Origin of the sequence: Rhodanobacter ginsenosidimutans (assembly GCF_042655685.1) — a bacterium.
In the GTDB taxonomy this organism is placed as follows: Bacteria; Pseudomonadota; Gammaproteobacteria; order Xanthomonadales; family Rhodanobacteraceae; genus Rhodanobacter; species Rhodanobacter ginsenosidimutans.
On sequence record NZ_JBHSMM010000005.1, the window covers coordinates 125,608 to 151,394 of the forward strand.

General features: G+C 65.4%; 26 protein-coding genes. 11 read left to right on the forward strand and 15 right to left on the reverse strand.

Going from position 1 to position 25,787, the window contains the following annotated elements:
* Positions 1-5 precede the first annotated feature (5 nt).
* The 4 genes from ACFPK0_RS15125 to apbC all read right to left on the reverse strand — a co-directional run bounded on the left by ACFPK0_RS15125 (position 6) and on the right by apbC (position 2,966).
* Positions 6-500, reverse strand: coding sequence for a hypothetical protein (locus ACFPK0_RS15125; RefSeq protein WP_377341909.1), 495 nt, complete (start codon positions 498-500; stop codon positions 6-8).
* 82 nt (positions 501-582) lie between these two features.
* Positions 583-1,149 carry a dCTP deaminase gene (gene dcd, locus ACFPK0_RS15130; RefSeq protein WP_056078325.1) on the reverse strand — a complete coding sequence of 189 codons (567 nt, stop codon included), beginning with the start codon at positions 1,147-1,149 and terminating at the stop codon, positions 583-585.
* A gap of 192 nt (positions 1,150-1,341) precedes the next feature.
* The gene (locus ACFPK0_RS15135; RefSeq protein ID WP_377341911.1) at positions 1,342-1,875 is read right to left on the reverse strand and encodes an NADPH-dependent FMN reductase; all 534 of its coding nucleotides are present in this window, start codon (positions 1,873-1,875) and stop codon (positions 1,342-1,344) included.
* A complete protein-coding gene (apbC, locus tag ACFPK0_RS15140) occupies positions 1,872-2,966 on the reverse strand; it encodes an iron-sulfur cluster carrier protein ApbC (protein WP_056078319.1) in 1,095 nt (364 codons plus the stop codon). The genes ACFPK0_RS15135 and apbC overlap by 4 nt, the downstream gene beginning before the upstream one ends.
* Positions 2,967-3,151: 185 nt before the next feature.
* Between apbC and ACFPK0_RS15145 the strand changes: the two genes are divergently transcribed.
* On the forward strand, positions 3,152-3,598 hold the full coding sequence (locus ACFPK0_RS15145; protein WP_007082697.1) for a DUF2147 domain-containing protein: 447 nt from the start codon (positions 3,152-3,154) through the stop codon (positions 3,596-3,598).
* A gap of 61 nt (positions 3,599-3,659) precedes the next feature.
* Here ACFPK0_RS15145 and ACFPK0_RS15150 read toward each other — a convergent pair whose 3' ends face one another.
* Together ACFPK0_RS15150 and ACFPK0_RS15155 are read right to left on the reverse strand one after the other, a co-directional pair.
* Positions 3,660-4,292 (reverse strand): HAD family hydrolase, encoded by a 633-nt coding sequence (locus tag ACFPK0_RS15150; RefSeq protein ID WP_056078317.1) that lies wholly within the window; start codon positions 4,290-4,292, stop codon positions 3,660-3,662.
* Entirely contained in the window at positions 4,292-5,449 is a 1,158-nt protein-coding gene (locus ACFPK0_RS15155; protein WP_056602999.1) for an MFS transporter, read from the reverse strand. The genes ACFPK0_RS15150 and ACFPK0_RS15155 overlap by 1 nt, the downstream gene beginning before the upstream one ends.
* A gap of 149 nt (positions 5,450-5,598) precedes the next feature.
* Here ACFPK0_RS15155 and metG point away from each other — a divergent pair, with 149 nt between their 5' ends.
* Positions 5,599-7,695, forward strand: coding sequence for a methionine--tRNA ligase (metG, locus tag ACFPK0_RS15160; protein ID WP_377341915.1), 2,097 nt, complete (start codon positions 5,599-5,601; stop codon positions 7,693-7,695).
* A gap of 90 nt (positions 7,696-7,785) precedes the next feature.
* Here the strand turns inward: metG and ACFPK0_RS15165 are convergent, their stop codons facing one another.
* The gene (locus tag ACFPK0_RS15165) at positions 7,786-8,067 is read right to left on the reverse strand and encodes a hypothetical protein (RefSeq protein ID WP_377341917.1); all 282 of its coding nucleotides are present in this window, start codon (positions 8,065-8,067) and stop codon (positions 7,786-7,788) included.
* Positions 8,068-8,142: 75 nt separating this feature from the next.
* Here ACFPK0_RS15165 and ACFPK0_RS15170 point away from each other — a divergent pair, with 75 nt between their 5' ends.
* Both ACFPK0_RS15170 and nth read left to right on the forward strand, forming a co-directional pair.
* Positions 8,143-8,751 (forward strand): RnfABCDGE type electron transport complex subunit B, encoded by a 609-nt coding sequence (locus ACFPK0_RS15170; protein WP_377341919.1) that lies wholly within the window; start codon positions 8,143-8,145, stop codon positions 8,749-8,751.
* The gene (nth, locus tag ACFPK0_RS15175; RefSeq protein ID WP_056078303.1) at positions 8,748-9,380 is read left to right on the forward strand and encodes an endonuclease III; all 633 of its coding nucleotides are present in this window, start codon (positions 8,748-8,750) and stop codon (positions 9,378-9,380) included. The genes ACFPK0_RS15170 and nth overlap by 4 nt, the downstream gene beginning before the upstream one ends.
* 190 nt (positions 9,381-9,570) lie before the next feature.
* Here nth and ACFPK0_RS15180 read toward each other — a convergent pair whose 3' ends face one another.
* Entirely contained in the window at positions 9,571-10,809 is a 1,239-nt protein-coding gene (locus ACFPK0_RS15180) for a porin (RefSeq protein ID WP_377341924.1), read from the reverse strand.
* A 177-nt stretch (positions 10,810-10,986) separates the two neighbouring features.
* Between ACFPK0_RS15180 and rnt the strand changes: the two genes are divergently transcribed.
* The 6 genes from rnt (at position 10,987) to phoU (ending at position 16,949) form a co-directional block, all read left to right on the forward strand.
* Positions 10,987-11,643: a ribonuclease T gene (rnt, locus tag ACFPK0_RS15185; RefSeq protein ID WP_377341926.1), complete on the forward strand. Its 657-nt coding sequence runs from the start codon at positions 10,987-10,989 to the stop codon at positions 11,641-11,643.
* A gap of 456 nt (positions 11,644-12,099) precedes the next feature.
* Entirely contained in the window at positions 12,100-13,131 is a 1,032-nt protein-coding gene (gene pstS, locus ACFPK0_RS15190) for a phosphate ABC transporter substrate-binding protein PstS (protein WP_377341982.1), read from the forward strand.
* A gap of 191 nt (positions 13,132-13,322) precedes the next feature.
* On the forward strand, positions 13,323-14,330 hold the full coding sequence (gene pstC, locus ACFPK0_RS15195) for a phosphate ABC transporter permease subunit PstC (RefSeq protein ID WP_377341929.1): 1,008 nt from the start codon (positions 13,323-13,325) through the stop codon (positions 14,328-14,330).
* Between the two features lie 88 nt (positions 14,331-14,418).
* Complete coding sequence (gene pstA, locus ACFPK0_RS15200; protein WP_056078291.1) at positions 14,419-15,285, forward strand: phosphate ABC transporter permease PstA; 867 nt, start codon at positions 14,419-14,421, stop codon at positions 15,283-15,285.
* Positions 15,278-16,063 (forward strand): phosphate ABC transporter ATP-binding protein PstB, encoded by a 786-nt coding sequence (gene pstB / locus ACFPK0_RS15205; RefSeq protein ID WP_377341931.1) that lies wholly within the window; start codon positions 15,278-15,280, stop codon positions 16,061-16,063. Before pstA ends, pstB begins: the two co-directional genes overlap by 8 nt.
* Before the next feature lie 145 nt (positions 16,064-16,208).
* A complete protein-coding gene (gene phoU, locus ACFPK0_RS15210; RefSeq protein WP_056602972.1) occupies positions 16,209-16,949 on the forward strand; it encodes a phosphate signaling complex protein PhoU in 741 nt (246 codons plus the stop codon).
* Here the strand turns inward: phoU and ACFPK0_RS15215 are convergent.
* The 5 genes from ACFPK0_RS15215 to ACFPK0_RS15235 all read right to left on the reverse strand — a co-directional run bounded on the left by ACFPK0_RS15215 (position 16,946) and on the right by ACFPK0_RS15235 (position 23,314).
* A complete protein-coding gene (locus tag ACFPK0_RS15215; protein WP_377341934.1) occupies positions 16,946-17,851 on the reverse strand; it encodes a DUF1684 domain-containing protein in 906 nt (301 codons plus the stop codon). The genes phoU and ACFPK0_RS15215 overlap by 4 nt on opposite strands.
* 20 nt (positions 17,852-17,871) lie before the next feature.
* The gene (gene mutL, locus ACFPK0_RS15220) at positions 17,872-19,686 is read right to left on the reverse strand and encodes a DNA mismatch repair endonuclease MutL (RefSeq protein WP_377341935.1); all 1,815 of its coding nucleotides are present in this window, start codon (positions 19,684-19,686) and stop codon (positions 17,872-17,874) included.
* A gap of 59 nt (positions 19,687-19,745) precedes the next feature.
* On the reverse strand, positions 19,746-21,188 hold the full coding sequence (locus ACFPK0_RS15225) for an N-acetylmuramoyl-L-alanine amidase family protein (RefSeq protein ID WP_377341936.1): 1,443 nt from the start codon (positions 21,186-21,188) through the stop codon (positions 19,746-19,748).
* Positions 21,189-21,357: 169 nt separating this feature from the next.
* Positions 21,358-21,825: a tRNA (adenosine(37)-N6)-threonylcarbamoyltransferase complex ATPase subunit type 1 TsaE gene (gene tsaE / locus ACFPK0_RS15230; RefSeq protein ID WP_377341937.1), complete on the reverse strand. Its 468-nt coding sequence runs from the start codon at positions 21,823-21,825 to the stop codon at positions 21,358-21,360.
* On the reverse strand, positions 21,818-23,314 hold the full coding sequence (locus ACFPK0_RS15235; RefSeq protein ID WP_377341938.1) for an NAD(P)H-hydrate dehydratase: 1,497 nt from the start codon (positions 23,312-23,314) through the stop codon (positions 21,818-21,820). Before ACFPK0_RS15235 ends, tsaE begins: the two co-directional genes overlap by 8 nt.
* Positions 23,315-23,353: 39 nt before the next feature.
* On the opposite strand from ACFPK0_RS15235, the gene queG reads away from it, so the two are divergent.
* The gene (gene queG / locus ACFPK0_RS15240; protein WP_056078269.1) at positions 23,354-24,427 is read left to right on the forward strand and encodes a tRNA epoxyqueuosine(34) reductase QueG; all 1,074 of its coding nucleotides are present in this window, start codon (positions 23,354-23,356) and stop codon (positions 24,425-24,427) included.
* Between the two features lie 14 nt (positions 24,428-24,441).
* Here the strand turns inward: queG and panD are convergent, their stop codons facing one another.
* Positions 24,442-24,831 (reverse strand): aspartate 1-decarboxylase, encoded by a 390-nt coding sequence (panD, locus tag ACFPK0_RS15245; protein WP_056078266.1) that lies wholly within the window; start codon positions 24,829-24,831, stop codon positions 24,442-24,444.
* 98 nt (positions 24,832-24,929) lie between these two features.
* On the reverse strand, positions 24,930-25,775 hold the full coding sequence (panC, locus tag ACFPK0_RS15250) for a pantoate--beta-alanine ligase (RefSeq protein WP_056078263.1): 846 nt from the start codon (positions 25,773-25,775) through the stop codon (positions 24,930-24,932).
* Between the last annotated feature and the right edge of the window lie 12 nt (positions 25,776-25,787).

Sequence of the window (25,787 nt, forward strand, 5' to 3'; positions counted from 1 at the left end):
GCGACTCAGGGGCGCGGATTGGGATCGAAATCCTTGCCGGCCGCATCCTTGCCGCGCTGCTGCTTGTTCATCTGCACCGGCGCGTGGGTCTCCTGCAGCGGACGGGCCTCGGTCTCGATCGGGTTGATCCGCTTCAGCGTGCCGTCGTCATCGAAATACACCGTGAACTTGTAGTCATCCTGCATCCGCGCCATGTACTGCAGGTGCTGCTTGCGGATCTTGGAGTCGTCGCTGCGCTCGAGCAGCACGGTCTTGGGCAGCTTGCCCTGGTCTTTCAGGTAGGCAAAGTGGCTGCCGGTATCCAGCGCGGAAAGCACCGCGCCATCGACCAGGAACTGACCGTTCTTGTAGGCCTGAATGGTGACGTCGAACTGTCCGCGCATGGCATCGGTGGACACGCCCTCCTTGGTACCGCCCAGGCTGCAACCGGCCAACAACACCACGCTGCCCAGCAAGGCCATGGCGGCAATTCGGGTCAGCAGGATGGAAAAACGGATCATCGGACTCTCCTGAAAAATCATCGTTGCACCGGCGAAGTGTAGCGGCCGCCGGCGGTCCTGCGGACCACCGGGCGTGTTTCGTTCACGTACGCGGCAAGGTCACGCCCTGCTGGCCCTGATACTTGCCGCCACGGTCCTTGTAGCTGGTCTCGCATTCCTCGTCGGATTCGAGGAACAGCATCTGCGCCACGCCCTCGTTGGCGTAGATTTTCGCGGGCAGCGGCGTGGTGTTGGAGAACTCCAGCGTCACGTGGCCTTCCCACTCGGGCTCCAGCGGCGTCACGTTGACGATGATGCCGCAGCGCGCGTAGGTGCTTTTGCCCAGGCAGATGGTGAGCACCTTGCGCGGTATCCGGAAGTACTCGATGGTGCGCGCCAGCGCGAAGGAATTGGGCGGGATGATGCAGACATCCGCCTCCACGTCCACGAAGCTGTTCGGATCGAACGACTTCGGATCGACGATGGTGGAGTTGATGTTGGTGAACACCTTGAACTCGCGCGCGCAGCGCACGTCGTAGCCGTAGCTGGAGGTGCCGTAGGAGATCAGCCGCTGCTCGTCGCGAACCTTCACCTGGCCGGGTTCGAACGGCTCGATCATGCCGTGCTGCTCGGCCATGCGGCGGATCCACTTGTCGGGTTTGATGCTCACGCGAACTCCGTTTGTAGCGGTGCGACCCGGGAAGCCGGGCGCAAAGCGGCAAAAATACATGGTAGGAGTGCTGCTGCGCCAGCGCAGCGGGCTTGTGGGAGCGACTTCAGTCGCGATGCTCTTGCTGTGGAGCCCAGAGGCAGAAGTATCGCGGCTGAAGCCGCTCCCACAAGAACCAACGCGACTGCGCGTCTAAATAGCCGTGGCCAGAATGCCCAGCACCGCCCGCAATTCCGCGCAGCGATCAGCGCTGCCCAGTACCTGCGCCGCTGTGCAGCCAGCGCCCGGAAGCGCCACAGTCAACGGTTGCGAGGTCAGCAGTGGCGCCGACATGGTGGAGAGAATTTCCGCCAGCGACGCTTGCGCATGATACGAATCGCGCGCCGAGGTATTCAGCAACAGCACCGGCTTGCCGGGAAACTCCAGGCTGCCGACCAACCAGTCCAGCAGGTTCTTGAACGCGCCAGGTACGCCGTGGGCGTATTCCGGGCAGGCGACCAGCAAGGCATCAGCGGTGCCGACGGCTGCACGCAGCGCCAGCACCGAAGGCGGCAGCGGATCGACTTCATCGTCCGGATTGAACAGCGGCAGCGTGCCGAGCCCCTCGTACAGCACAAGCTGCAGCGTCGGCGGTGCCAGTTGCTGCGCAGCCTGCAGCGCGGCGCGGTTCGACGATGCCCGGCGCAGGCTGCCGCAGAGGCACAACACGCGCCGTGGCGCCGTCATGCAGCAGGCGCGCCCTGCACCACGATCTTGCCCAGGCCCAGCGACTTGTTGCGCGGCTGGCGCGACAGCCGGCCGGCCGCGTTGCGGGCGATCTCGCGGTAGCGCGCGGCAAGGTCGGACTCGGGCATCGCCACCACGGTGGGGTTGCCGCCGTCGGCCTGCTCGCGGATGCGGATATCCAGCGGCAGCGAGCCGAGATAGGCCGCGCCGTATTGCGTGGCCATGCGCTCGCCGCCGCCTTCGCCGAAGATGTTCTCCTCGTGGCCGCAGTTGGAGCACACGTGGGTAGCCATGTTCTCCACCACGCCCAGCACCGGCACTTCCACCTTCTCGAACATCTTCAGCGCCTTGCGTGCGTCCAGCAGGGCGATGTCCTGCGGTGTGGTGACGATCACCGCGCCGGCCACCGGCACCTTCTGCGACAACGTCAGCTGGATGTCGCCGGTACCCGGCGGCAGGTCGATGATGAGGTAGTCGAGCTGTTCCCAGCGGGTGTCGGTGATCAGTTGCATCATCGCCTGGGTCACCATCGGACCACGCCAGATCATCGGCGTGTCCTCCTCCACCAGGAAGCCGATCGACATCACCGGCATGCCGTGCGCCTGCATCGGGATGATGCTCTTGCCGTCCGGCGACGCCGGCTTGCCGTGCACGCCCAGCATGGTCGGCTGGCTGGGGCCGTAGATGTCGGCGTCCATCACGCCGACCTTGGCGCCCTCGGCCTGCAGCGCCAGCGCCAGGTTGGCCGACACGGTGGACTTGCCCACGCCGCCCTTGCCCGAGGCCACCACGATGATGTTCTTCACGTTGGGCAGCGGGCCCAGCGTGCCTTGCACCTTGTGCACGTGGACGCGGCTGGTGATCGACACCGCCGCCGACTCGATCGCCGGGTTCGCTTCCAGGGCCTGCCGCACGCGCGCAGCAAGGCCGTCGATCGCTGTAGCGGCCGGGTAGCCCAGCTGGATATCCACCGAGACCCTCGCCCCGTCGACACCTACCGCCCGCACGTTGTCGGCCAGCGGCGCGCCGGTGTGGGGGTCGATCAGGTCGCCGAGAAGTTGGCGCACCAGCGCGTCGGTAGCTTGGGTCATGGGAACTCGAAGTGATGACGGGGACAACCCATTATGCCAGCGCACCCGCGCGCACCCGTTGATGCAGATCACTGGCGCCATGCCGGCGGCGGGTGCCGGCCGGTGCTTTGCGCAATGCAGCTTGACGCCCCCACGGATCAACGCCAGTCTCGCTTCCATACGCTTTCGTACGGGAGAAAAACGCCATGAAACACGCTTTTCGTCTCACCCTCGCAACCGGCCTGCTGCTGGCCGCCGGCAGCGTCTTCGCCGCCAACACCTCGCCCGTCGGCACCTGGAAAACCATCGACGACAACACCCAGAAGCCGAAGTCGCTGGTGCAGATCACTGAAACCGACGGCGAATTGCAGGCGAAGGTGATCAAGATCCTGCAGTCGGATGACGGCCCGAATCCGGTGTGCGACAAGTGCAGCGGCGAGCGCAAGAACCAGCCGATCGAAGGCATGAACATCATGTGGGGCGTCAGCAAGGATGGCGACGTATGGGACGGCGGCAAGATCCTCGATCCGAAAAACGGCAAGACGTACAAGGTGAAGCTGACCGTCAGCGACGACGGCCAGAAACTCGACGTGCACGGCTATATCGGTTTCTCGCTGCTGGGCCGCACGCAGACATGGGAACGGCAGGACTGAAACCTTGCCCGCACGAATGAAAAGCCCCGGCCGGTCCGGGGCTTTTTTTTTGCGACGCGTCTCAGGCCGCCGCTGGCGCCAGCACGCCGAGGCGGCAAAGCTGTGCGCGCAGCGTTTCCGCATCCTGGAACCGCAAGCTGTGCATACCGGCCTGGAACGCCGCCGCCACATTGCGCGGCGCATCGTCGATGTAGATCGTCTGCCGCGGAACCAGCGAGAAGCGCTCGATCGTGCGCTGGAAGATCACCGGGTCGGGCTTGGCCAGGCCTTCCTCGCCCGACACCACGATGCCGTCGAACCAGCGCAGGAACTCGTAGCGCTCGCGCGCCATCGGAAATGTTTCCCGCGACCAGTTGGTCAGCGCGTACAACCGCAGGCCGCGACCGCGCAGTTCATCCAGTATGGCCACACTCGGCGCGATGGCACCGCCCAGCATTTCCGGCCAGCGGGTGTGGAACGCACCGATCAGCTCCGCGTGCTGCGGATGCTGCGCGCTCAACATGGCCACGGCCTCGTGCCAGGAACGGCCGGCGTCCTGCTGGTGGTTCCACAGCGGCGTGCAGATTTCGGCCAGGAAACGCTCCATCGCCGCCTCGTCATCGAACAGGCGCCGGTACAGATAGCGCGGGTCCCAGTCGATCAGCACCCCGCCCAGGTCGAATACCACCGTGTCGAAACTGTTTTCCCTGTTCATCACCGCACCACCCGCGCCGATATTGAAACCATGATCAAAAGACCGCCCACCGCCGCCAGCGCGATCGGCAGGCTGCTGGCGTGGGCCAGAAAGCCGATCAGCGCCGGGCCACTGAGCAAGCCGGCATAACCCAGCGTGGTCACCGTGGCGATGGAAACCGCCGGCGATACGCCGGGCAACCGGCCCGCCGCGCCAAACATCACCGGCACGATATTCGCCGCACCCAGCCCCACCAGCACGAAGCCGAGCATGGCGGCAGCCGGCCACGGCACCGCCGCCGCGACCAGCAAACCTGCCGCCGCCGTGGCCGCGCCGACACGCACGCTGGCCACCGGGCCGAACCGCGCAATCGTGCGATCTCCAGTCAACCGACCCAACGCCATCGCCACCGAAAAACCGGCATAGCCCAAGCCTGCCGACGCCACCGACACACCGCGGAAATCACGCAGGAACACCGCGCTCCAGTCCAGCATCGCGCCCTCGGCCATAAAGCTGACGAAGCAAACCAGACCCAGCAAAAGCACCAGCCCACGCGGCCAGCGGAACGCCGCACTGTGCCCGGCCGCAGCGGCGATCAGGCCGATCAGGTGGCGCCATTGGGTGATCACGATCAACGCCATCAATCCCGCGATCACCAGCGCGCCAGCCAGTAGCGGCAAACCCAGCGCCAGCAGCGCGCTCATGCCCGCGGCGCCACTCAAGCCGCCCACGCTGAACAAGCCGTGGAAGCCGGACATCAACGGCCGTTGCGCACGCCGCTCCACCTCCACCGCATGCGCATTCATCGCCACATCCACGGCACCCAGCGCCATGCCGAAATACAGCAGCGCCAACGCCAGCGACACGATGCCGGGCGCGAGCGCCAGCAACGGCAACGCCGTGCACAACATCAAGCCGCCGATGCCGATCACCCGTCGACTGCCGAAGCGCTCGGTGAGCATGCCGACCAGCGGCATCGCCACCATCGAACCGCCGCCAAACGCCAGCAGCACCAGGCCCAGCGTCGCATCGTCCAGCGCCAGGCGCGCCTTGGCATACGGCACCATCGGCGCCCAGGCCGCCATGCCGATGCCCGATACCAGAAACGTGAGCCGCGTGGCGCGGGTCGCCGCTGCGAGGGGTGGCCCGTCGGTGACCATGGGCACCCGTGTCTGCATTGCGAGATTTCCATCAACAGCGAAGCGGCACAATGTAGACAGCTGCGCATCGACACGCAATCCGCGCCCATCGTTGACCGCGGCATACGCGTTCGGAACGGCTGAAACGCCATGCCATAATGTGCAGTCATCACCGGAATCCGCACACCATGAGTCGCCGCCTCCTCGTCACCAACGCCCTGCCCTACGCCAATGGCCCGCTGCACATGGGCCATCTGCTGGGCTACATCCAGGCCGATATCTGGGTGCGGGCGCAGCGAATGAGCGGCAACGAAGCGATCTACGTCTGCGCCGACGATGCGCACGGCACGCCGATCATGCTGGCCGCCGAAAAAGCCGGCGTGACGCCGGAGGTTTTCATCGACGGCATCCGCCAGGGTCACGAGGCGGATTTCGCCGCGTTCGGCGTGGCGTTCGACCATTACCACACCACGCATTCGGACGAGAATCGCGAGCTGGCCACGCTGATCTACACGCGCCTGCGCGATGGCGGCTCCATTGCGCGCCGCTCGATCCAGCAGTTGTTCGATCCCGAAAAGCAGATGTTCCTGCCCGACCGCTACATCAAGGGCACCTGCCCGAAATGCGGCACGCCCGACCAGTACGGCGACAACTGCGAAAACTGCGGCGCCACCTACGCCCCCACCGACCTGATCAACCCGTATTCGGTGATGTCCGGCGCCACGCCCGTGCTGCGCGATTCGGAGCATTACTTCTTCGAGCTGGGCAAGTTCGAGACGCTGCTGCGCGACTGGTTCGCGGGCAAGTTCACCGACGGCAAGCCGGTGGCCAACAGCGGCGTCAGCGCCAAGCTGCGCGAATGGCTGGATGGCGGTCTGAAGGATTGGGACATCTCGCGCGACGCGCCCTACTTCGGCTTTCCCATCCCCGATGCGCCGGGCAAGTTCTTCTACGTGTGGCTGGATGCGCCGGTCGGCTACCTGGCCAGCTTCAAGGCGTTGTGTGACCGCACCGGCCTGAAGTTCGACGACTTCCTGGCCGCCGACAGCACCGCCGAGATGCACCACTTCATCGGCAAGGACATCATCAATTTCCACGGCCTGTTCTGGCCGGCGATGCTGCACGGCGCCGGCTTCCGCACGCCGACCGCGCTGCACGTCAACGGCTACCTCACCGTCAACGGCGCCAAGATGTCCAAGTCGCGCGGCACCTTCATCCAGGCTCGCACCTACCTGGACGCGGGCCTGCATCCGGAATGCCTGCGCTACTACTTCGCCACCATGCTCAACGACGCGCCGGTCGACGTGGACCTGGACCTGAAGGCATTCGAGGAGCGGATCAACTCGCACCTGATCGGCAAGTGGGTGAACATCGCCAGCCGCACCGCGGGTTTCACGCAGAAGTTTTTCGACGGCAAGCTGGCCGACCGCTTCGACGCCGAGGAGGCCGCGCTGTGGCAGGAGCTGCTGTCGCACTACAACGGCATCGACGCGCTGTACGAAACCGGCGAGTTCGCCGACGTCACCCGCCGCTTCGTCGCCATCGCGGATCTGGTCAACGGCTACATCGCGGCCAAGGCGCCGTGGGTGATCGCCAAGGACGCCGCGCGACGCGAGGAATTGCAGCAAGTCTGCACGCTGGCGCTGCACGGCTTCCGCCTGCTTTCCGGCTTGCTGAAACCGATCCTGCCGACCACCGTGGCCGCGGCGGAAGCCTTCCTGGCCGCGCCGATCGCCGATTTCGACGATGCCCGCCGCACGCTGTTCGGCCACACCATCAACGCTTTCGAACCGCTGCTGGGCCGGCTCGATCCCAAGCGCATCGAGGCGATGGTGGAAGCGTCGAAGGAATCACTGGGCACCACGCCTGCCGAAGCACCCGTTGCCGATAAAAAGAAGAAGCCCATGAACGACAGCCCCAAGCCTGCCGCAAATCCCGAAGCCCAGGATTCCGCCACCATATCCATCGACGACTTCGCCAAACTCGACCTGCGCATCGGCAAGGTGCGGGCCTGCGAATTCGTGGAAGGCTCGGACAAGCTGCTGCGCTTCGAACTGGACGCCGGCGAACTGGGCACGCGACAGATCTTCTCCGGCATCCGCGCCGCCTATGGCGAACCGGAAAAGCTGATCGGTCGCAACGTGGTGTTCATCGCCAACCTGGCGCCGCGCAAGATGCGCTTCGGCCTGTCCGAGGGCATGATTCTGTCCGCCGGCAACGGCGGCAGCGACCTGTTCCTGCTGGATGCGGATCAGGGCGCCCAGCCCGGCGCCACCGTCCGCTGAATCGAGCGTTGCAGGAGCGCACCGAAGTGCGCGATGCTTTTCTGTACGTGCCGAAGAGCATCGCGCACAGGGTGCGCTCCTACAGGGCTGTCACCTCGCGTACGTCACGAAGAAACCCACCAGATCGCCGTTCTCGCTGTACGGCGACATGGCCACGAAACGATAGTCGCGGGCGGCGTATTCCGCATGCGACTTGGTCAGCTTGTCGGCCATGTGCGTCTTGCGGAAACCGAAGGTCGCATCGACGAATACCGTGATCGTGTCGCCCGTTGGCGTTGCCGCCTGCGCGGGTGTCGAATGGGTGAGCAGGATCGAGCCGCCGGCGCCGAGCACGGCAGCGAGCAGCAGGGACGCGAGATACGACGATTTCATGGCACGCTCCGTTGGATGAAAGTTGCGGGACAATACCGCAGTGACCACCCATTATTCCCGCTCCAACCCTTTCGCATGAGTGCGCCCATCGACACCCTGGCTGACCGCATCGACGCCTTGCTGCCGCAAACCCAGTGCGAGCAATGTGGCTACCACGGTTGCCGGCCGTACGCCGAGGCGATGGCCCGTGGCGAGGCGCCGATCAACCAGTGTCCGCCCGGTGGCGCGGCCGGTATCGCGAAGCTGGCCGCATTGCTCGATCAGCCCGTGCTGCCGTTGAATCCCGACCACGGCATCGAGAAGCCGCGCACGCTGGCCCGCATCGTGGAGGCCGACTGCATCGGCTGCACCAAATGCATCCAGGCCTGCCCGGTCGACGCCATCGTGGGTGTGGCCAAGTTGATGCATACCGTCATCGCCGACGATTGCACCGGCTGCGAACTGTGCGTGGCCGCCTGCCCGGTCGACTGCATCGTGCTGGAACCGATGCCGCTGGCGCAGGCCGGCGACGTGGCCCATGCCGATACCGCACGCGAGCATTTCCAGCGACGCGAGGCACGACTGGCGCGCGAACAGGCGCAGCGCGAGGCCGAGCTGGCGGCGCGCAAGGTCGCGGTCGAGACCAACCCGGTATTGGCGGCGCTGGCCCGAGCCCGCGCAAAACAGGGGCCATCCCGCCAATGAAGCGCGCCGACATCATCGAACTGTTCTCGCGCCTGCGCGAACTCAACCCGCATCCGAAAACCGAGCTGGTCTACACCACGCCGTTCGAGTTGCTGGTGGCAGTGGTGCTGTCGGCGCAGGCCACCGACGTGGGCGTGAACAAGGCCACGAAGAAGCTGTACCCGGTGGCCAATACACCGCAGGCGATCCTGGCGCTGGGCGAGGACGGGCTCAAGAAGTACATCAGCACGATCGGCCTGTTCAACGCCAAGGCAAAAAACGTCATCGCGCTGTGCCGCCTGCTGATCGAGCAGCACCACGGCGAGGTGCCGCGCACCCGTGCCGAACTGGAAGCGCTGCCTGGCGTGGGCCGCAAGACCGCCAACGTGGTGCTGAATACGGCCTTTGGCGAGCCGACCATCGCGGTCGACACGCACATCTTCCGCGTCGCCAACCGCACCGGCCTGGCGCCAGGCAAGGACGTGCGCGCGGTCGAGGACAAGCTGGAGAAAGTGGTGCCGACCGAGTTCAAGCTCGACGCGCATCACTGGCTTATCCTGCACGGCCGCTACGTATGCAAGGCACGCAAACCCGATTGCCCGAATTGCGTGATACGCGATTTGTGCCGGTACAAGGACAAGACGGTTTAGGGCCGGGATTCGGGATTCGGGATTCGGGATTCGGGATTCGGGATTCGCGAGAGCTTTTGCGCGCGGCATTCCCAAAAGCAAACGGCGGGCAATGCCCGCCGTTTTTCCTTCCCTGGGTAAAACTCCTTTCCGATAGCCGTCCGTTGTCAGCCACCACGCCCGGACAACAGCTTGCCCGGGACGTGTTGCATCAGAATGACAGTTCGCCGAACACGCCGATCTCGTTGGTCTTCACGCTCTGCACGTGCAGCGGCACCGGCGCGGTGACCGTCTTCTTGGCATTTTCGTGCTTCCACACGCCTGCCAGCTTGAAGCCCTTGGTGACCTGGAACTCGACGCCGGCGTTGTAGTAGACGTCCTTGTTGCCCTTGTCCAGATCCTTGCTGAGCTTTGCGTTGTCGTAGCGTGCGAACAGGTTCACCCCGTCCGCCACCGCCACGCTGGCCCACAGCGAGTACCCATCGGCCTTGTCGGAGATCGGGTTCAGCACGTTGTTCCAGTTCTTCGCGGTGAAGTACTCGGCGCCCACGCGGAACGCGTCGCTGGCATACGCCACCATCAGGTCGCCGCGGCTGGCGGTGTTGGTCGCGTTGATGTTTTCGGTTTCCTGACCGCGATGGCCGCTGTAGCCACCGACGGCCACAACCATGTTGTCGAACGGCACGAAACCCACGCGTGCCTCGACGTCCACACCCTTGCTGCGGCCGGGATTCTTGTAGCCACGGCCGTTGACCACCGACACCGCGTAGCTGACCGTCTTGCCGGCCAGGTCGCCACCCATGTGCAGGCCCCAGTCAGCCGAGTTGCCGTACTTCAGGCGATCGGTGAGCGTGTTCTCGACATAGCGGAAGCCGTAGAACTTCTCGGCGAACGGAATCCACGGCATGTCGGTCGAACCGATGCGCAGCACCGCTGCATCGCTGAACTTGCCCTGCGCATACGCCTTCTTGACGAAGACGCTGGTCTGGCCGTCGCTGCTGGCGTAATTGAAGTCGGTGGTGAGGCTGGCCGACCAGATGTCACTGAATTTGTGATCGACGCCGAGGTAGAAGCGCTTCACATCCAGGCCGATGCCGGAGGCGTCGGTCTTGCCGGTGTCGCTGTTTTTCTGGTCGATGTTGGTGAAGTCGAAGTACATCTTGCCGGACAGTTTGGTGTTGTTGACCACCTTTTCCAGCGCCGCGAGCTTCTTGTCGCTGGCGCTGGTCAGGTTGGTCGCCTTCTCCACCGCCTGGCCGGTGCTGACGTTGATGTCGGACTGCGCATCGGTACGCTGTTCCAGCGCATCGACCTTCGCCTGCAAGTCGGCCAGTTGTGCCCTGAGCAACGCCACATCGCCGCTGTTGGTCGCCTGCGGTGCCGCGATGGAACTGAAACTGGCGAGGCCCAAGCCGGCCGCAATGGCTACCGCGATCAATCTGCAACGCATGGTGTACTCCGTCATAGGTGGGAAAGTTTTCGCCGTGCGCCCGCGTCATTGCGGGGTGCGCGACAAGCAGCCATGACAGATTGACGTGCGCGTTTTACAGCGCGATGCCGTTTTGATGACAGTACGGCGACAGGCGACGCAACCCGCGTTGAAGCACTCGGCTGATATGCTTCGCCGATGCAAATCCCGAACAGCAAAACACCGCGCATGGCCGAGCGGTTCCGCGGTTTCCTGCCCGTGGTGGTGGACGTCGAAACCGGCGGCTTCGATGCGCAGCACGATGCCTTGCTGGAAATAGCGGCGGTTCCGTTATCAATGGACGCCGAGGGTTACCTGCGTCTGCAGCCGACTGTATCGACACATGTGGAGCCGTTTCCCGGCGCCAATCTCGACCCGCGTTCGCTGGAAATCACCGGCATCGACCCGTACAACCCGCTGCGCGGCGCACTGGCCGAGCGGCTGGCGCTGGACTTCATCTTTCAAGCCGTGCGCGATGCCGTGCGCGGCGCCGAATGCCAGCGGGCGATCCTGGTGGGCCACAACGCCGCGTTCGACCTGGGCTTTCTCAACCAGGCGGTGCGGCGCTGCGGACACAAGCGCAACCCGTTCCATCCCTTCAGTTGTTTCGACACGGTGAGCTTTGGCGGACTCGCCTACGGCCAGACCGTATTGAGCAAGGCGGTGCTGGCCGCTGGCCATCCATTCGACAGCCGCGAAGCCCATTCGGCCGTTTATGACGCCGAGCGCACGGCCGAACTGTTCTGCAGCGTGGTCAACCGCTGGCGGCAGATGGAGTTGTTCGAGCAGGCGCACAGCGGGCTCGACGTGGTTTGAGCGGAACCAGGAAACGCAAGCTCTTGAGCAGCGCGTTGCGCCTGATCTTCTGGACGGTCTTCCTCAGCCGTTCGTGCTGAGCGTAGCCGCGTAGCGGCGAAGTCGAAGCCTCATCATACTCCGCCCTTCGACTTCGCCGCTGCGCGGCTACGCTCAGGGTGAACGGCTGAGGGAATGCGACACTTCGGCTTCGGCTTCGGCTTCGGCTTCGGCTTCGGCTTCGGCTTTTCCCGATTCCCGATTCCCGATTCCCGATTCCCCATTCCCCATTCCCCATTCCCCATTCCCCATTCCCCATTCCCCATTCCCCATTCCCCATTCCCCATTCCCCATTCCCCATTCCCCATTCCCTGCCCCACTGTCATCCTCCTGCAACATTCGCATCATCCAATGGCAACACGAAAGACCTGAAATGACGCCGTCACCTTTGACGTCCTTCCAAGGAGCTAACCCGTGTTGACCCTTCGCAAAACTCCCATCCGCTTCGCCGCCGTGGCGACGCTGGCCGTCGCCTCGACATTCGGCATGGCCGCCCAGGCCACCGACATCACCGGTGCCGGCTCCAGCTTCGTCTACCCGGTGATGTCCAAGTGGTCGGCCGCGTACGCGGAGCAGACCGGCAACCGCCTCAACTACCAGTCGGTCGGTTCCGGCGCCGGCATCGCGCAGATCAAGGAAGGCACCATCGATTTCGGCGCGTCCGATGCGCCGATGAAGGCGGAAGACCTGAAGAAATTCGGCTTGGGCCAGTTCCCGATCGTGGTCGGCGGCATCGTGCCGGTGGTCAACATCGCCGGTGTGCAGGCAGGCCAGATCAAGCTGGACGGCACCACCCTGGCCGACATCTTCCTGGGCAAGATCAACAACTGGAACGACCCGAAGATCGCCGCGCTGAATGCCGGCCTGAAGCTGCCCGCCGGCAAGATCACGGTGGTGCACCGCTCGGATGGTTCGGGCACCTCGTTCAACTTCACCAATTTCCTGTCCAAGGTCAGCCCGACCTGGGCCAGCCAGGTGAAATTCGGCACGGCGGTGGAATGGCCGACCGGCGTGGGCGGCAAGGGCAACGAGGGCGTGTCGCAGTACGTGAAGCAGATCAAGGGTTCGATCGGCTACGTCGAATATGCCTACGCGGTGAAGAACAAGCTCAGCTGGACCGACCTGAAGAACGCCGCCGGCAACGTGGTGGCACCTGACGCGGACAGCTTCGCCGCCGCCGCGGCCACGGCCGACTGGGCCAGCACCCAGGATTTCAACCTGATCATGACCAACGCGCCCGGCGCCAAGGCGTGGCCGATCACCGCCACCACCTGGATGATCATGTACAAGACGCCGAAGAACGCTGGCAACAGCAAGACAGCCTTCGCGTTCTTCAAGTACGCGCTGGAAAACGGCCAGAAGGCCGCCAGTGATCTCGACTACGTGCCGCTTCCCGCGGCCCTGGTGAAGCAGATCGAGGCGTATTGGGCGGCCGAGTTCAAGCACTGAGGTTCCGCGGCGCGGTGGGGCGTATCGCTGCAAACGATGCGCCCCACCGTGCTGTCAGCTTCACGCCGCATCGTTCGCCCTGAGCGTAGCGTTGCGAAGTCGTCCTCCCCTCGGCTTCGCTCCCTCCGCGCCTGCGTTCAGGGCGAACGGTGTGGCAGTACTGCCCAACCACGCATCAACCGAGTCCGTCCATGTCCATCGCGTCATCCACCGACATCCTCGAACAGCGCACCCGCCGCGATGCCCGCCACGAGCGGCTGTTCCGCTGGCTGTTGAAGGGCTGTGCGCTGATCGTGCTGGCCGCGCTGCTGGGCGCCGCCGGTGCCACGTTGTGGGGCGGGCGCGAGGCGTTCGCCACGTTCGGCTGGCACTTCCTGATCAGCTCGGAGTGGGACCCGGGCAACGACGTCTACGGCGCACTGGTGCCGGTGTACGGCACCCTGGCCACCTCGTTCATCGCGCTGCTGATCGCCGTGCCGATCAGCTTCGGCATCGCGCTCTATCTTTCCGAAGTGGCGCCGGCATGGTTGCGCACGCCGGTGGCATCGGCGATCGAGCTGCTGGCCGGCATCCCCTCGATCATCTACGGCATGTGGGGGCTTTTCATCTTCGCCCCGTTCTTCGCCGAACACCTCAAGCCTTGGCTGACCAACAACCTCGGCAACAAACCCGATGACGGCCAGCTGTCATGGGTGGCCGAACACGTGCCCTTCGTCGGCAAGCTGTTCGGCAGCGATTACCCCTTTGGCGCCAGCATCCTGGTGGCCGGCATCGTGCTGGCGATCATGGTCATCCCGTTCATTTCCTCGGTGATGCGCGAGGTCTTCCAGACCGTGCCCACGCCGCTGAAGGAGTCGGCCTATGCGCTGGGCTCCAGCACGTGGGAAGTGGCATGGAACATCGTGCTGCCGTACACGCGTTCGGCGGTGATCGGCGGCATCTTCCTGGGCCTGGGCCGCGCGCTGGGCGAGACCATGGCGGTGACCTTCGTGCTGGGCAACTCGATGCGCCTGTCGTCGTCGCTGCTGGATCCGGGCACGTCCATCGCCTCCGCCATCGCCAACCAGTTCAGTGAAGCGGTGGGCCTGCAGAAGTCGGCGCTGATGGCGCTGGCGTTCCTGCTGTTCGTGGTCACCTTCATCGTGCTGCTGATCGCGCGGTTGATGTTGCGACGGCTGGCCAGCAAGGAGGGGCGATGATGGATAGCCGGGATTCGGGATTCGGGAAGGGGGATTCGCAGAAGCATCGCCTGCGAGCTGACTCCTGCAAGGATTGGGGGGACGCCGCATGAACGCCTTGTACCTGCGCCGCCGCATCACCAATGCGCTGGCGATGTTGCTGAGTACGCTGGCCACCCTGGTCGGGCTGGCTTTCCTGGCATGGATCCTGTGGGAAACCCTGCGCCAGGGCATCAGCGCGCTGGATCTGAAACTGTTCACGAAAATCACCGCCTACGGCGAGGATGGTGGCCTCGCCAACGCGATGGTCGGCAGCCTGATCATCAACTTCGTGGGCATCGCCATCGCCACGCCGATCGGCGTGCTGGCCGGTACCTGGCTGGCCGAATACGCCAACCGCACCAAGCTCGGCGAATCCATCCGCTTCCTCAACGACATCCTGCTGTCGGCGCCGTCGATCGTGATGGGCCTGTTCGTCTACACCATCATCGTGCTGCCCAGCACCGCGCTGACCAACGGCTCGACCACGTTCTCCGGTTTCGCCGGCGGCGTGGCCCTGGCGCTGATCGCCCTGCCGGTGATCGTGCGCACCACCGACGAAATGCTGCGGCTGGTGCCGGCCACGCTGCGCGAGGCCGCGCTGTCGCTGGGCGTGCCGCAATGGAAACTGACCGTGCAGGTGCTGATCCGCGCCGCGCGCTCGGGGATCGTCACCGGCGTGCTGCTGGCGCTGGCGCGAATCAGCGGCGAGACCGCACCGCTGCTGTTCACCGCGTTCGGCAACAACTTCATGGCCATCAACCCGATGGAGAAGATGTCCAGCCTGCCGCAGATCATCTACCAGTACGCCAACGACCCGGGCGAATCCATGCACGCGCTGGCGTGGGCTGGCGCGTTCGTGATCACCATGTTCGTACTGCTGCTGAGCCTCGTTTCCCGCCTGATCCTTTCCCGTACCAAGGTATCCCATGACTGATTCCGCGCCCGCCGCGTCAGCCGCCGCGACCAAGATCACGGTGCGCGACCTGCACTTTCACTACGGCGATTTCCATGCGCTGAAAGGCATCGACATGGACGTGCCGGAGAAGCAGGTCACCTCGATCATCGGGCCGTCCGGTTGCGGCAAGTCCACCCTGCTGCGCATCTTCAACCGCATCTACGCGATCTATCCGAAGCTGCGCGCGGAAGGTTCGATCGAGCTCGACGGCGAAAACATCCTCGCGCCCGGCTACTCGCTGAACCGGTTGCGCAGCAAGGTCGGCATGGTGTTCCAGAAGCCGGTGCCGTTCCCGATGACGATCTTCGAGAACGTGGCCTACGGCATCCGCCACCACGAGAAGCTGTCCAGGCCGGACATGGAAAACCGCGTTGAGCAGGCGCTGCGCAGCGCCGCGCTATGGGACGAGGTGAAGGACAAGCTGAAACAGAATGCGCTGGGGCTTTCCGGCGGCCAGCAACAACGCCTGTGCATCGCCCGTGCGATCGCACTGAAGCCTGAAGTGCTGTTGCTGGACGAACCGACCTCCGCGCTCGATCCGATCGCCACCGGCCGTATCGAGCAGCTGGTGGAGGAGCTGAAAGGCGAATTCACCATCGTCATCGTCACCCACAACATGCAGCAGGCGGCGCGTTGCTCCGACCTCACCGCGTTCATGTACCTGGGCGAGCTGGTGGAATTCGGCCCGACGGAAAAGATTTTCACCAAGCCGGGCAAGAAGCAGACCGAGGATTACATCACCGGCAGGTTCGGCTGATAAAGCCCCTCTCCCGCTTTGCGGGAGAGGGGTTGGGGAGAGGGCCAGCGCAACCTGCAGCCCCGCGCTCCGCCCGCTCCCTCTCCCGCCCTTCGGGCACCCTCTCCCGCAAGCGGGAGAGGGAAAAAAACATACGAGGCAACCCATGAACACCGGCAAAGACCACATCATCAAGAGCTACGACGCGGAACTGGGTCGCCTCACCGGCGAGATCGTGCGCATGGGCGAACTGTCGGTGACGCAGCTGGAAGCGGCGATCGACGTACTGGAACGGCGCGACGAACGCGCCGCGCAACACGTGGTTGCCAATGACGAGGCGATCGACCAGCTCGAACAGGCCATCAGCCACGACGTGGTGCGCCTGCTGGCACTGCGCGCACCGATGGCCGGCGACCTGCGCAATGTGTTCGCGGCGCTGCGCATCGCCTCCGACATCGAGCGCATCGGCGACTACGCGGCGAACGTGGCGAAGCGATCCATCCCGCTGTCGATGGCGCCGCCCGTCGCTCCTACCCGCGGTCTGCGCCACCTGGCCGAGATGGCGGCCACCGCCACCCGTGACGTGCTGGCAGCCTATCGCGATGGCAACGTGGAGAGCGCCCATCGGGTGTGGAAAAACGACGTGGTGCTGGATGACGCCTACACCGGCTACTTCCGCGAATTGCTCACCTACATGATGGAAGACCCGCGCAACATCACGCCGTGCACGCACCTGTTGTTCATGGCCAAGAACATCGAGCGCATCGGCGACCATGCCACCAATATTGCCGAGAACACCTGGTTCCAGGTCACCGGCGAGACGCTGGACAGCCAGCGCAGCAAGCGCGATTTCACCGCCAGCCCGCAGCTGGACCGACTGGGCCCGCCGGCGGACAACAACAACTAATCGGCGTGCCCGCCGCGGTAGTTTTTCTCGCCGGCGGTAACGCGCAGATCGAGCCGGTTTTCCGGCGGCGCCAGCGGACAGGTGGCGAACGCGGTGAAGGCGCAGGGCGGGTTGTAGGCCTTGTTGAAATCGAGCGTGACCTTGCCGTCCTTCGGCGGGTCGATGTAGAGGAATCTCGCCGCCCCGTAGGTTTCGCGGCCACTGGTGCGGTCGGCGAACACCACGAAATACTGCGCGTCGCCCGGCACTTCGATCACCGGCAGGATCTCGAACGTCTTGCCGTCGCGGCTGAAGCGCGCCGTGCCGGGCACCGGGTATTTCTCGGTGGTGCCGATCACGGTACCCATCTCCAGCGTCTGGCCTGCGCTCGCCGGTACCCAGTCGGCTTCGATGCGCCACGCGGAGTCGATCGGAAAATAATCGATGCCGACAAAGTCGCGCCGCGTCGGCGCCTCGGTGTCCTTGATCCGCAGACCCTTGCGGCCCTCGCGATCGATCACCAGGAAGCTGACGGTGCCCATGCTCACCAGGGTGGGCGCGCCCTCGCCTGCCTGCACGTCGTCGACCAGGGTGGCCTCGCGCAGCGGCTTGCCATCGATCAACGCGCCGCTGTCGGCGGCAAGCGCCAGATGCACGCTGCCATCCGCGCGCAGGTTGACGACACCTAGATACGCGGGCATCGCGCTGACCACGATGTCGTTGTCGGCGGCGCTTCCGATACGGTTGTCGCCCGGCTGCAGCCACTCCAGCCCGATCAGGCTCAGCCAACCGGCCGGCGCGGTCAGCCGCGCCACGCGGTCGGCGCGCCATTGCTCCACGTCGCGGCGATGATCGGTGCTGTTGGCGTGCACGGCGGTGACTCCCAGGATGGCGGTGGCGGCGAAAAGCATGAAACGTTTCATCATTGATCCAGATGTCGGGCTCAACGCCCGCGCATGAATAGTTTGTCCAGCTCGGCCAGGCTCAGCTGGGTCCAGGTCGGGCGGCCGTGGTTGCATTGGCCGGAGCGCTCGGTGGCTTCCATCTCGCGCAGCAGCGCATTCATTTCGGGAAGCGTCAGCCGACGCCCGGCCCGTACGGAGCCGTGGCAGGCCATGGTCGAAAGCAGCTCGTTCTCCAGCTCCTGCAGGCGACGCGAACTGCCGTGCTGGGCCAGCTCCGACAGCACATCGCGGCTGAGCTGGCCCACGTCGGCGCCTTCCAGCAAGGCGGGGATGCGCCGCACCACGACGGTGGACGGACCGCTGCGCGACAGCTCAAGCCCCCACTCGGCCAGCGCGTCGGCATGTTCCTCGGCTGCCGCCGCTTCCTTCGCGCTGACCGCGATGGACAGCGGCACCAGCAGCATCTGCGAGCGCAGGTTGCTGCTGGCGCGGCCGGATTTCAGTTTCTCGTAGGTGATGCGCTCGTGCGCCGCGTGCATGTCGACCAGCACCAGGCCGTGCGCATTCTCGGCCAGCACGAAGATGCTTTTCAGCTGGGCGATGGCGAAACCCAGCGGCGGCGTCTCGCTGTCGTCGGCAGCGGGCATCGACGGGGCTGCTGGCATTGAGGGGCTTTCACCCAGCAAGGCGGCGTAGCCGGCCAGCGGTGCATCGCGCACGCCCAGGCTCAAACGGCTCTGGCTGAACTGGCCCGGCCACGCTGGCGTGCTGCCGGTGGATGGCGTGACCGGGCTGGCGTACCCCGTTGCGGTGGCCAGCTCGGGTTCGGCCGCGGGCAACGTCCCCAGCCCGGCACGGGTTTGCGCCAGCGCCTCGTGCAGCGTGCGGAACAGGAAATCGTGCACCAGCCGCTGCTCGCGAAAACGCACTTCGTGCTTGGCCGGGTGCACGTTCACATCCACGCCGGCGGGGTCGAGCTGCAGGTACAGCACGAACGCGGCATGCCGGCCGTGGAACAGCACGTCGGCATACGCCTGACGCACCGCGTGGGCCACGATGCGATCGCGCACCAGCCGCCCGTTGACGTAGAAATATTGCGAATCGGCCTGGGCGCGCGATGCCGTGGGCAGGCCGACCCAGCCGGACAGATGCAGCCCCGCCGCCGCATGGTCGATGCGCAGGCTTTGCGCGGGAAACTCCTCGCCCAGCACTTCGGCCACGCGTTGCAGCGCCGCGCGCTCGTCGCTGGCGGCTTTCCAGATGCGCACGGGCTTGCCGTTGTGACTGAGGCGAAATTCCACGCCATCGCGGGCCAGCGCCAGCGATTTCAGCAAGTCGTCGATATGGGCGAATTCGGTACGCTCGGCACGCATGAACTTGCGCCGCGCTGGCACGTTGTAGAACAGGTCGCGGATTTCGACGCTGGTGCCCTGCGGGTGTTGCGCCGGGCGCGCCGCCTGCAACTTCCCGCCATCGACCTCGATACGGAACGCCGCATCTTCACCGCTGGCGCGCGAGGTCAGCGCAAAGCGCGATACCGACGACACCGACGCCAGCGCCTCACCGCGGAAGCCCATGCTGGCCACGTGTTCCAGATCGTCGAAGCTGCCGATCTTGCTGGTGGCGTGCGACGCCACCGCCAGCGGCAATTCATCCACGGGGATGCCGCCACCATCGTCGCGTACGCGAATCAATCGCGCACCGCCGGCTTCGATATCCACCTCGATGCGGCGAGCGCCGGCATCAAGGCTGTTTTCCACCAGTTCCTTGACCACCGACGACGGCCGCTCGATGACCTCGCCAGCGGCGATCTGATTGATGAGTGCGGGGGGTAACAGGCGAATGGCAGTCATCCGCCAACTTTAGCAGCGAACAACGTCGCTGCCCGACCGTTCGGCCTTGCTGTCGTGCTTCAGCTGGTGGGAATGGCCAGCATCACGCCGGCGCGCACGGTGTCGCTGCTCATCTGGTTGGCGTTCTTGAGCGCGCTGACACTCACGCCGTACTGGCGCGCGATGCTGCCCAGGCTTTCGCCACGATTGACCTTGTGCAGATCGCGCACGCCCGCGTCGGCGCGCGTGGACGATGGCGTGGTCGACTTGCCGGTCGACGCCAACTGCACGCCACTGCGCTGCGCAGCCTGCGCCGCAAACCAGGTGCCCGGCGGCGGCGTGGATTCGAAATAGTTCTTTACCCCGCCCATCACGGCGGCCGCCAGCCGCTTCTGGTGTGCCGGGTCGCGCAGCTTGCGCTCTTCCTTCGGATTGCTGATGAACGCCGTCTCGACCAGGATCGACGGCACGTCGGGCGAGCGCAGCACCACGAAATTCGCTTTCTCCACATAACCGCGATGGGTCGGACCGAGCTGGGCCAGCGCCTTCAACACATTGCCGGCCACCACATCGCTGGCCTGCATCGCCCAGCCCTGTTGCAGGTCGAGCAGCACCTTGGCCAGGCCGTCGTCCTTGTCATCCAGCGTGGTGCCGCCGATGAGGTCGGCGCGGTTCTCGCGATCGGCCAGCCAGCGCGCAGCCTCGCTGGTCTTGCCTCGCGGCGACAACACCCACACCGACGAGCCCTTGGCGTCGTCACTGGTAAACGAATCGGCGTGGATGGAGACGAACAGGTCGGCGTTGTTCTCGCGCGCAATCTTGTAACGCTGTTTCAGCGGGATGTAGAAATCGCTGTTGCGGGTCAGCACGGCCTTCATGCCGGGCTGGCGGTTGATCATCGCAGCCAGGTCACGGGCCACCGCGAGGGTGACGTTCTTCTCCTGGGTGCCACCGGGGCCGTGGGCGCCGGAATCCTTGCCACCATGGCCGGCGTCGATCGCCACCACCACCGCGCGCTGGCCGTTCAGCAACGCGGCGGCCTGCTGGGTCGATGCGCGGCTGCTGTGCTCCGATGCGGCCTTGGGCGCAGCCGCCGTAGTGACGACGCGATCAGCCGTGGCGCTGTCGGGATAAAGGTCGAGCACCAGGCGGTAATTGTCGCCCTTGCGCGGTTCCAGCACGAAGCTCTTCAGGTGGCTGTCCGGATGAACCTTGGCGGTGAGCTGCAGGTTCTTGCCGATGCGGGCATGGCTCATGCCGCGCAGCAGACCTTGCGCGCCCGGATCGGAAAAGCTGCGGCTGAAGCCGCTGTCGGGCAAATCGACCAGGACCTCGCCACCCTTCTGGCGGATCTTGTAGTGCAGCGGCCCGGTCGCATCGATCACCACGCGGGTATATTCCGGGCCGGCCCAGACGCGAACACCTTCGAGATTAGCCGCGTGAACGGTACCTGTCGGCGCCACGGCGAGCGCCGCGACAACCATCGCGCCACGAAAAACGATGTTGTTCAGGTAACCGGCCATGGCCCGCATTGAAACGCACGCGCCTGCGGATTGCAAGAGGTTTTCCCTTGAATATCCATAACCTGCGGTTGCTTTGTCAGGGAATGTCCAGCTATCGGACGCAAGTGGCGCATTTCGCACGGATCGACCACCGCGGGCGCCCTGCATAATTTCGAACGAAAACGCGGGCTTAACGTAAACGGCGCCGCAGACGCTCGCCGCGAGCGGTGAAAACCTGCAACGCGGCGCGGCGCCCATCGCCGACGTAATCCATGTGCAGGGCCACATCCGCTGCCGGCAACGCGCCGGCACCGCGCTCGGGCCATTCCACCAGCACCAGCGCGGAAGGGTCGGCCAGCGCGTCCAGGCCCAGCCATTCCAGCTCGCCCGGATCGGCAATGCGGTAAAGATCCAGATGCCACGCCGGCATCGCCTGCGCGTGGTAACCCTCGATCAGGCTGTAGGTGGGACTCTTGATCCGCTCATCCACACCCAGGGCCGTCAACAGCGCCCGCGCGAAACTGGTCTTGCCGGCACCCAGCGGACCGTGCAGGTAGACCACCGCGCCTTCGTGGATCGCTTTTGCCACACGCGTGGCAAAGGCGATGGTGGCGGCTTCGTCGGGCAGGTTCCAGGCGTTCTCCGGCGAATCAACCATGGGAGGAAACCCCATCAGGCAGTGCGTTGCCCAGGATGCGCAACGGATCGAGCAGGTCGCTCGCCAACAGGCCACGCTCACCCTGACGTGCCGCGAGATCGCCGGCGCGCGCGTGCAAGCCCACGGCCAGGCAGGCCGCTTCCCACGGCTCACACCCTTGCGCCAGCATGGCGGCGACGACACCGGTGAGCAGGTCGCCCATGCCACCCGACGCCATGCCGGGGTTGCCCCACGGACAGACGTCCAGACGTCCATTTGCATCGGCGATCAAGCTGCCCGCACCCTTCAAAACCACCACCGCGCCATAGCGGCTGGCAAGCTTGCGCACGGCGGAAAAACGGTCGCGCTCAATGGCGCCGACGGTTACGCCAAGCAACCGCGCCGCCTCGCCGGGATGCGGCGTCATCACCGTGGGCGTAGTGAACACGCGTGGTTCGCGGGCCAACAGGTTCAGGCCGTCGGCATCGAGCACGGTCGGTTTGCCGACATCCAGCGCGGTCAGCCACAACGCGTGGCCCCACGCGCTCTTGCCCAGCCCCGGCCCCAGTGCCAGCACGCTGGCGCGTTCCAGCAGCGGTTCCAGCGTTTGCGGACCGTCGACGGCATGCACCATCAGTTCCGGCCGCGCCGCGTTCAGCGCAAACACGTGCTCGGCGCGCGTGGCGACGCTGACCAGGCCAGCGCCAGCGCGCAAGGCGGCCTCGCCTGCCAGCCGCGCGGCACCGGCCATGCCGTGATCGCCACCGATAATCAGCACATGGCCGTTGTCGCCCTTGTTCGCATGGCGCGCGCGCGGCGGCAACGCTTCGGCGGCAAGCAGTGAGGCATCCGGCTGAAGCGGTGAATAGACGTGGGCCGGCACGCCCAGCGTGGCCAGCTCCAGCGTGCCAACCTGATCGACGGCACGCCCGGTATGCAGCCCGCGCTTGTGCGCGATGAAGGTGACGGTGACATCCGCGCGGATCACCGCGCCGGGGCAATCGGCGCTGTCGGCGGACAGACCGGACGGCAGGTCGAGTGCCAGCACGGGCGTGGCACTGCCGTTGATCGCTTTAATGAGCGCCGCCTCCGCCGCAGCCGGTGCACGGTTGAAACCGATGCCGTACATCGCATCCACATGCACATCGACCTCAGGCAACGCCTCGCTGTCATCCCAAAGCCGCACGCTTCCGCCGGCGGCCTCCCACGCAGCGCGTGCCTGCGCCGCCTCGCCACGCGAGCTTTCGGTGAGCACCACCACCTCGACCTGCAACCCCGCCTCGCGCGCCAGCACGCCCAGCAGGAAACCGTCGCCGCCGTTGTTGCCGGGGCCGCAATGGATGGCGATCCGCGCCGCCTGCGGCCAGTGCCGGCGCAGGCTGTCGAGCGCGGCATGGGCCGCCCGCAACATCAGCTCGTGGTTGCTGACGGCCATGGCGTCCAGTGCGCCACGCTCCAGCGCGCGCACCTGGTCGACGGTGTAGAGGGCACGGTGCGGTGAGGTAGACATCGGCGAATTATAAGCCTGCGCACGATTTACAATGACCGGATGTCCGCCGCCGATGTCCCTTCCACCACCGACTTTGCCGCGCTGGCCCGCGACATCAAGCGCTGGGCGCGGGAGCTCGGGTTCGCCAACACCGGCATCAGCGGCGTCGACCTCGACGAGGACGAACAACACCTGCAGCGCTGGCTCGACGAGGGCCATCACGGCGAGATGGAGTACATGGCCCGCCACGGCAGCAAGCGCACGCGGCCGGCGGAGCTGGAGCCGGGCACGCAGCGGGTGATCTCGGTACGCATGGATTACATCCCGCCCGGCACCGCCAATGCGTGGGATGTGCTGGGCGATGCGCAGGCGGGCTACGTCTCGCGTTACGCACTGGGCCGCGATTACCACAAGCTGATGCGCGGGCGGCTGCAGAAGCTGGCCGAGCGCATCCAGGGCGTGGTCGGCGATTTCGGCTACCGGGCGTACGTGGATTCCGCGCCGGTGATGGAGAAGGCACTGGCACGCAACGCGGGGCTGGGCTGGATCGGCAAGCACACGGTGCTGATCAATCGCCGCGCCGGCTCGTATTTCTTCCTGGGTGAGCTGTTCACCGACCTGCCGTTGCCGGTCGACCCGCCGGCCAGCGCCCATTGCGGCAGCTGCACCCGCTGCATCGACGTTTGTCCGACCCAGGCGATCCTGGGGCCGTACCAGCTCGATGCGAAGCGCTGCATTTCCTACCTCACGATCGAGCTCAAGGGCAGCATCCCCGAGGATCTGCGCGCGCCGATGGGCAACCGCATCTTCGGCTGCGATGACTGCCAGCTCGTCTGCCCGTGGAACAAGTTTGCGCAGGAAACCAGCGAACCGGATTTCGCGCCGCGGCACAGCCTGGACGGTGCGAAGCTGGTGGAGCTGTTCGGCTGGACCGAACAGGAATTCCTCAAGCGCACCGAGGGCATGGCGATCCGCCGCACCGGTTACGAGGGCTGGCTGCGCAATATCGCGGTGGCGCTGGGCAACGCGCCCCGCTCAACCGAGGTTGTGGAGGCGCTGAATGCGCGGGCCGATCATCCTTCGCCGGTCGTGCGCGAGCATGTGGCCTGGGCGCTGGCGCGGCAGCGCGGGTAAAGTCACGCGCTGGTTCAGGAAACCTCGGCCATCTGCTTGGGAATGGCGCGATTGGTGTGGCTGATGCGGTTGTGCGCACCCACGTAGACCAGGGTCGGCTGGTACGTTTCCAGCTCCGCCTCGCTCAATTGCACGAAGGCCGCGATGATCACCAGATCACCCGCCTGCGCGCTGCGCGCTGCGCTGCCGTTGACCGAGATGATGCCCGAGCCCTCTTCTGCCCGCAGCGCATAGGTGACAAAGCGCTGGCCGCTGTTGACGTTCCAGGCGTGGATCTGCTCGTACTCGCGGATGCCCGAGGCATCCAGCAGCACGCCGTCGATCGCGATCGAACCCTCGTAGTGCAACTCGGCGTGGGTCACGGTGGCGCGATGGATCTTGGCCTTGAGCATGTTCAGTTGCATGACGTTCTGTTCCAGCAGGAGCTGCGTAAAGCGGCATTATACGGCCCGCGCGTCGCTGCGTCGCAACACGACGTCTGGCACGGGGCGTGTTTCGGGTATCAGTCGAGCAGCAGGTTGTCGATCAGGCGCGTGCTGCCCAGCCGTGCGGCCACCAGCGCCACCAGCCGCTCGCCGGCCTGGCCACTGGGTTCGGCCAGATTTTCCACGTCACGGATCACCACATAATCCGGCGCAAAACCGGCACGTACCAGGCGTGCATGCGCTGCCTGCTCCACCGCTTGCCATGCGTGGCCCGCGTCCAGCAACTCGCGCATCTGCAGCAGGGTGGAGTGGATGTACGGCGCGCGGCTCCGCTCCTCCGGCGACAGGTACTGGTTGCGTGAACTCAGCGCCAGGCCGTCGTCGGCGCGCAGGATCGGCGCGGACACCACTTTTATCGGCAGCGAAAGATCGCGCACCATGCGCTCGATCACCCTCAGCTGCTGGAAATCCTTCTGGCCGAACACCGCCAGATCCGGCTGCACCAGGTTGAACAGTTTGCACACCACCGTGGCCATGCCATCGAAATGGCCGGGGCGATGCGCGCCTTCCAGCATCGTGGTGATCTCGGGCACGCGCAGCAGCACGGTGCTGGCGGGGCCGAACGGATACAGCGTGGCCACTTCCGGCGCAAACAGCAGGTCGCATTCCTGCTCGGTCAGCGCGGCGCTGTCCTGCGCCAGGGTGCGCGGATAGCGCTCGAAATCCTCATTCGGCCCGAACTGGGTCGGGTTGACGAACACACTGGCCACCACCTTGTCGGCGCGGGCACGCGCCAGCCGGATCAGCGACTGATGCCCGGCGTGCAGGTTGCCCATGGTGGGCACGAAGCCCACCGTCTGGCCTTGTGAACGCCAACCACGGATGGTGGCACGGAGTGCAGCGGCGTCCTGGACGGTTTGCATGGGTCGGTTCCG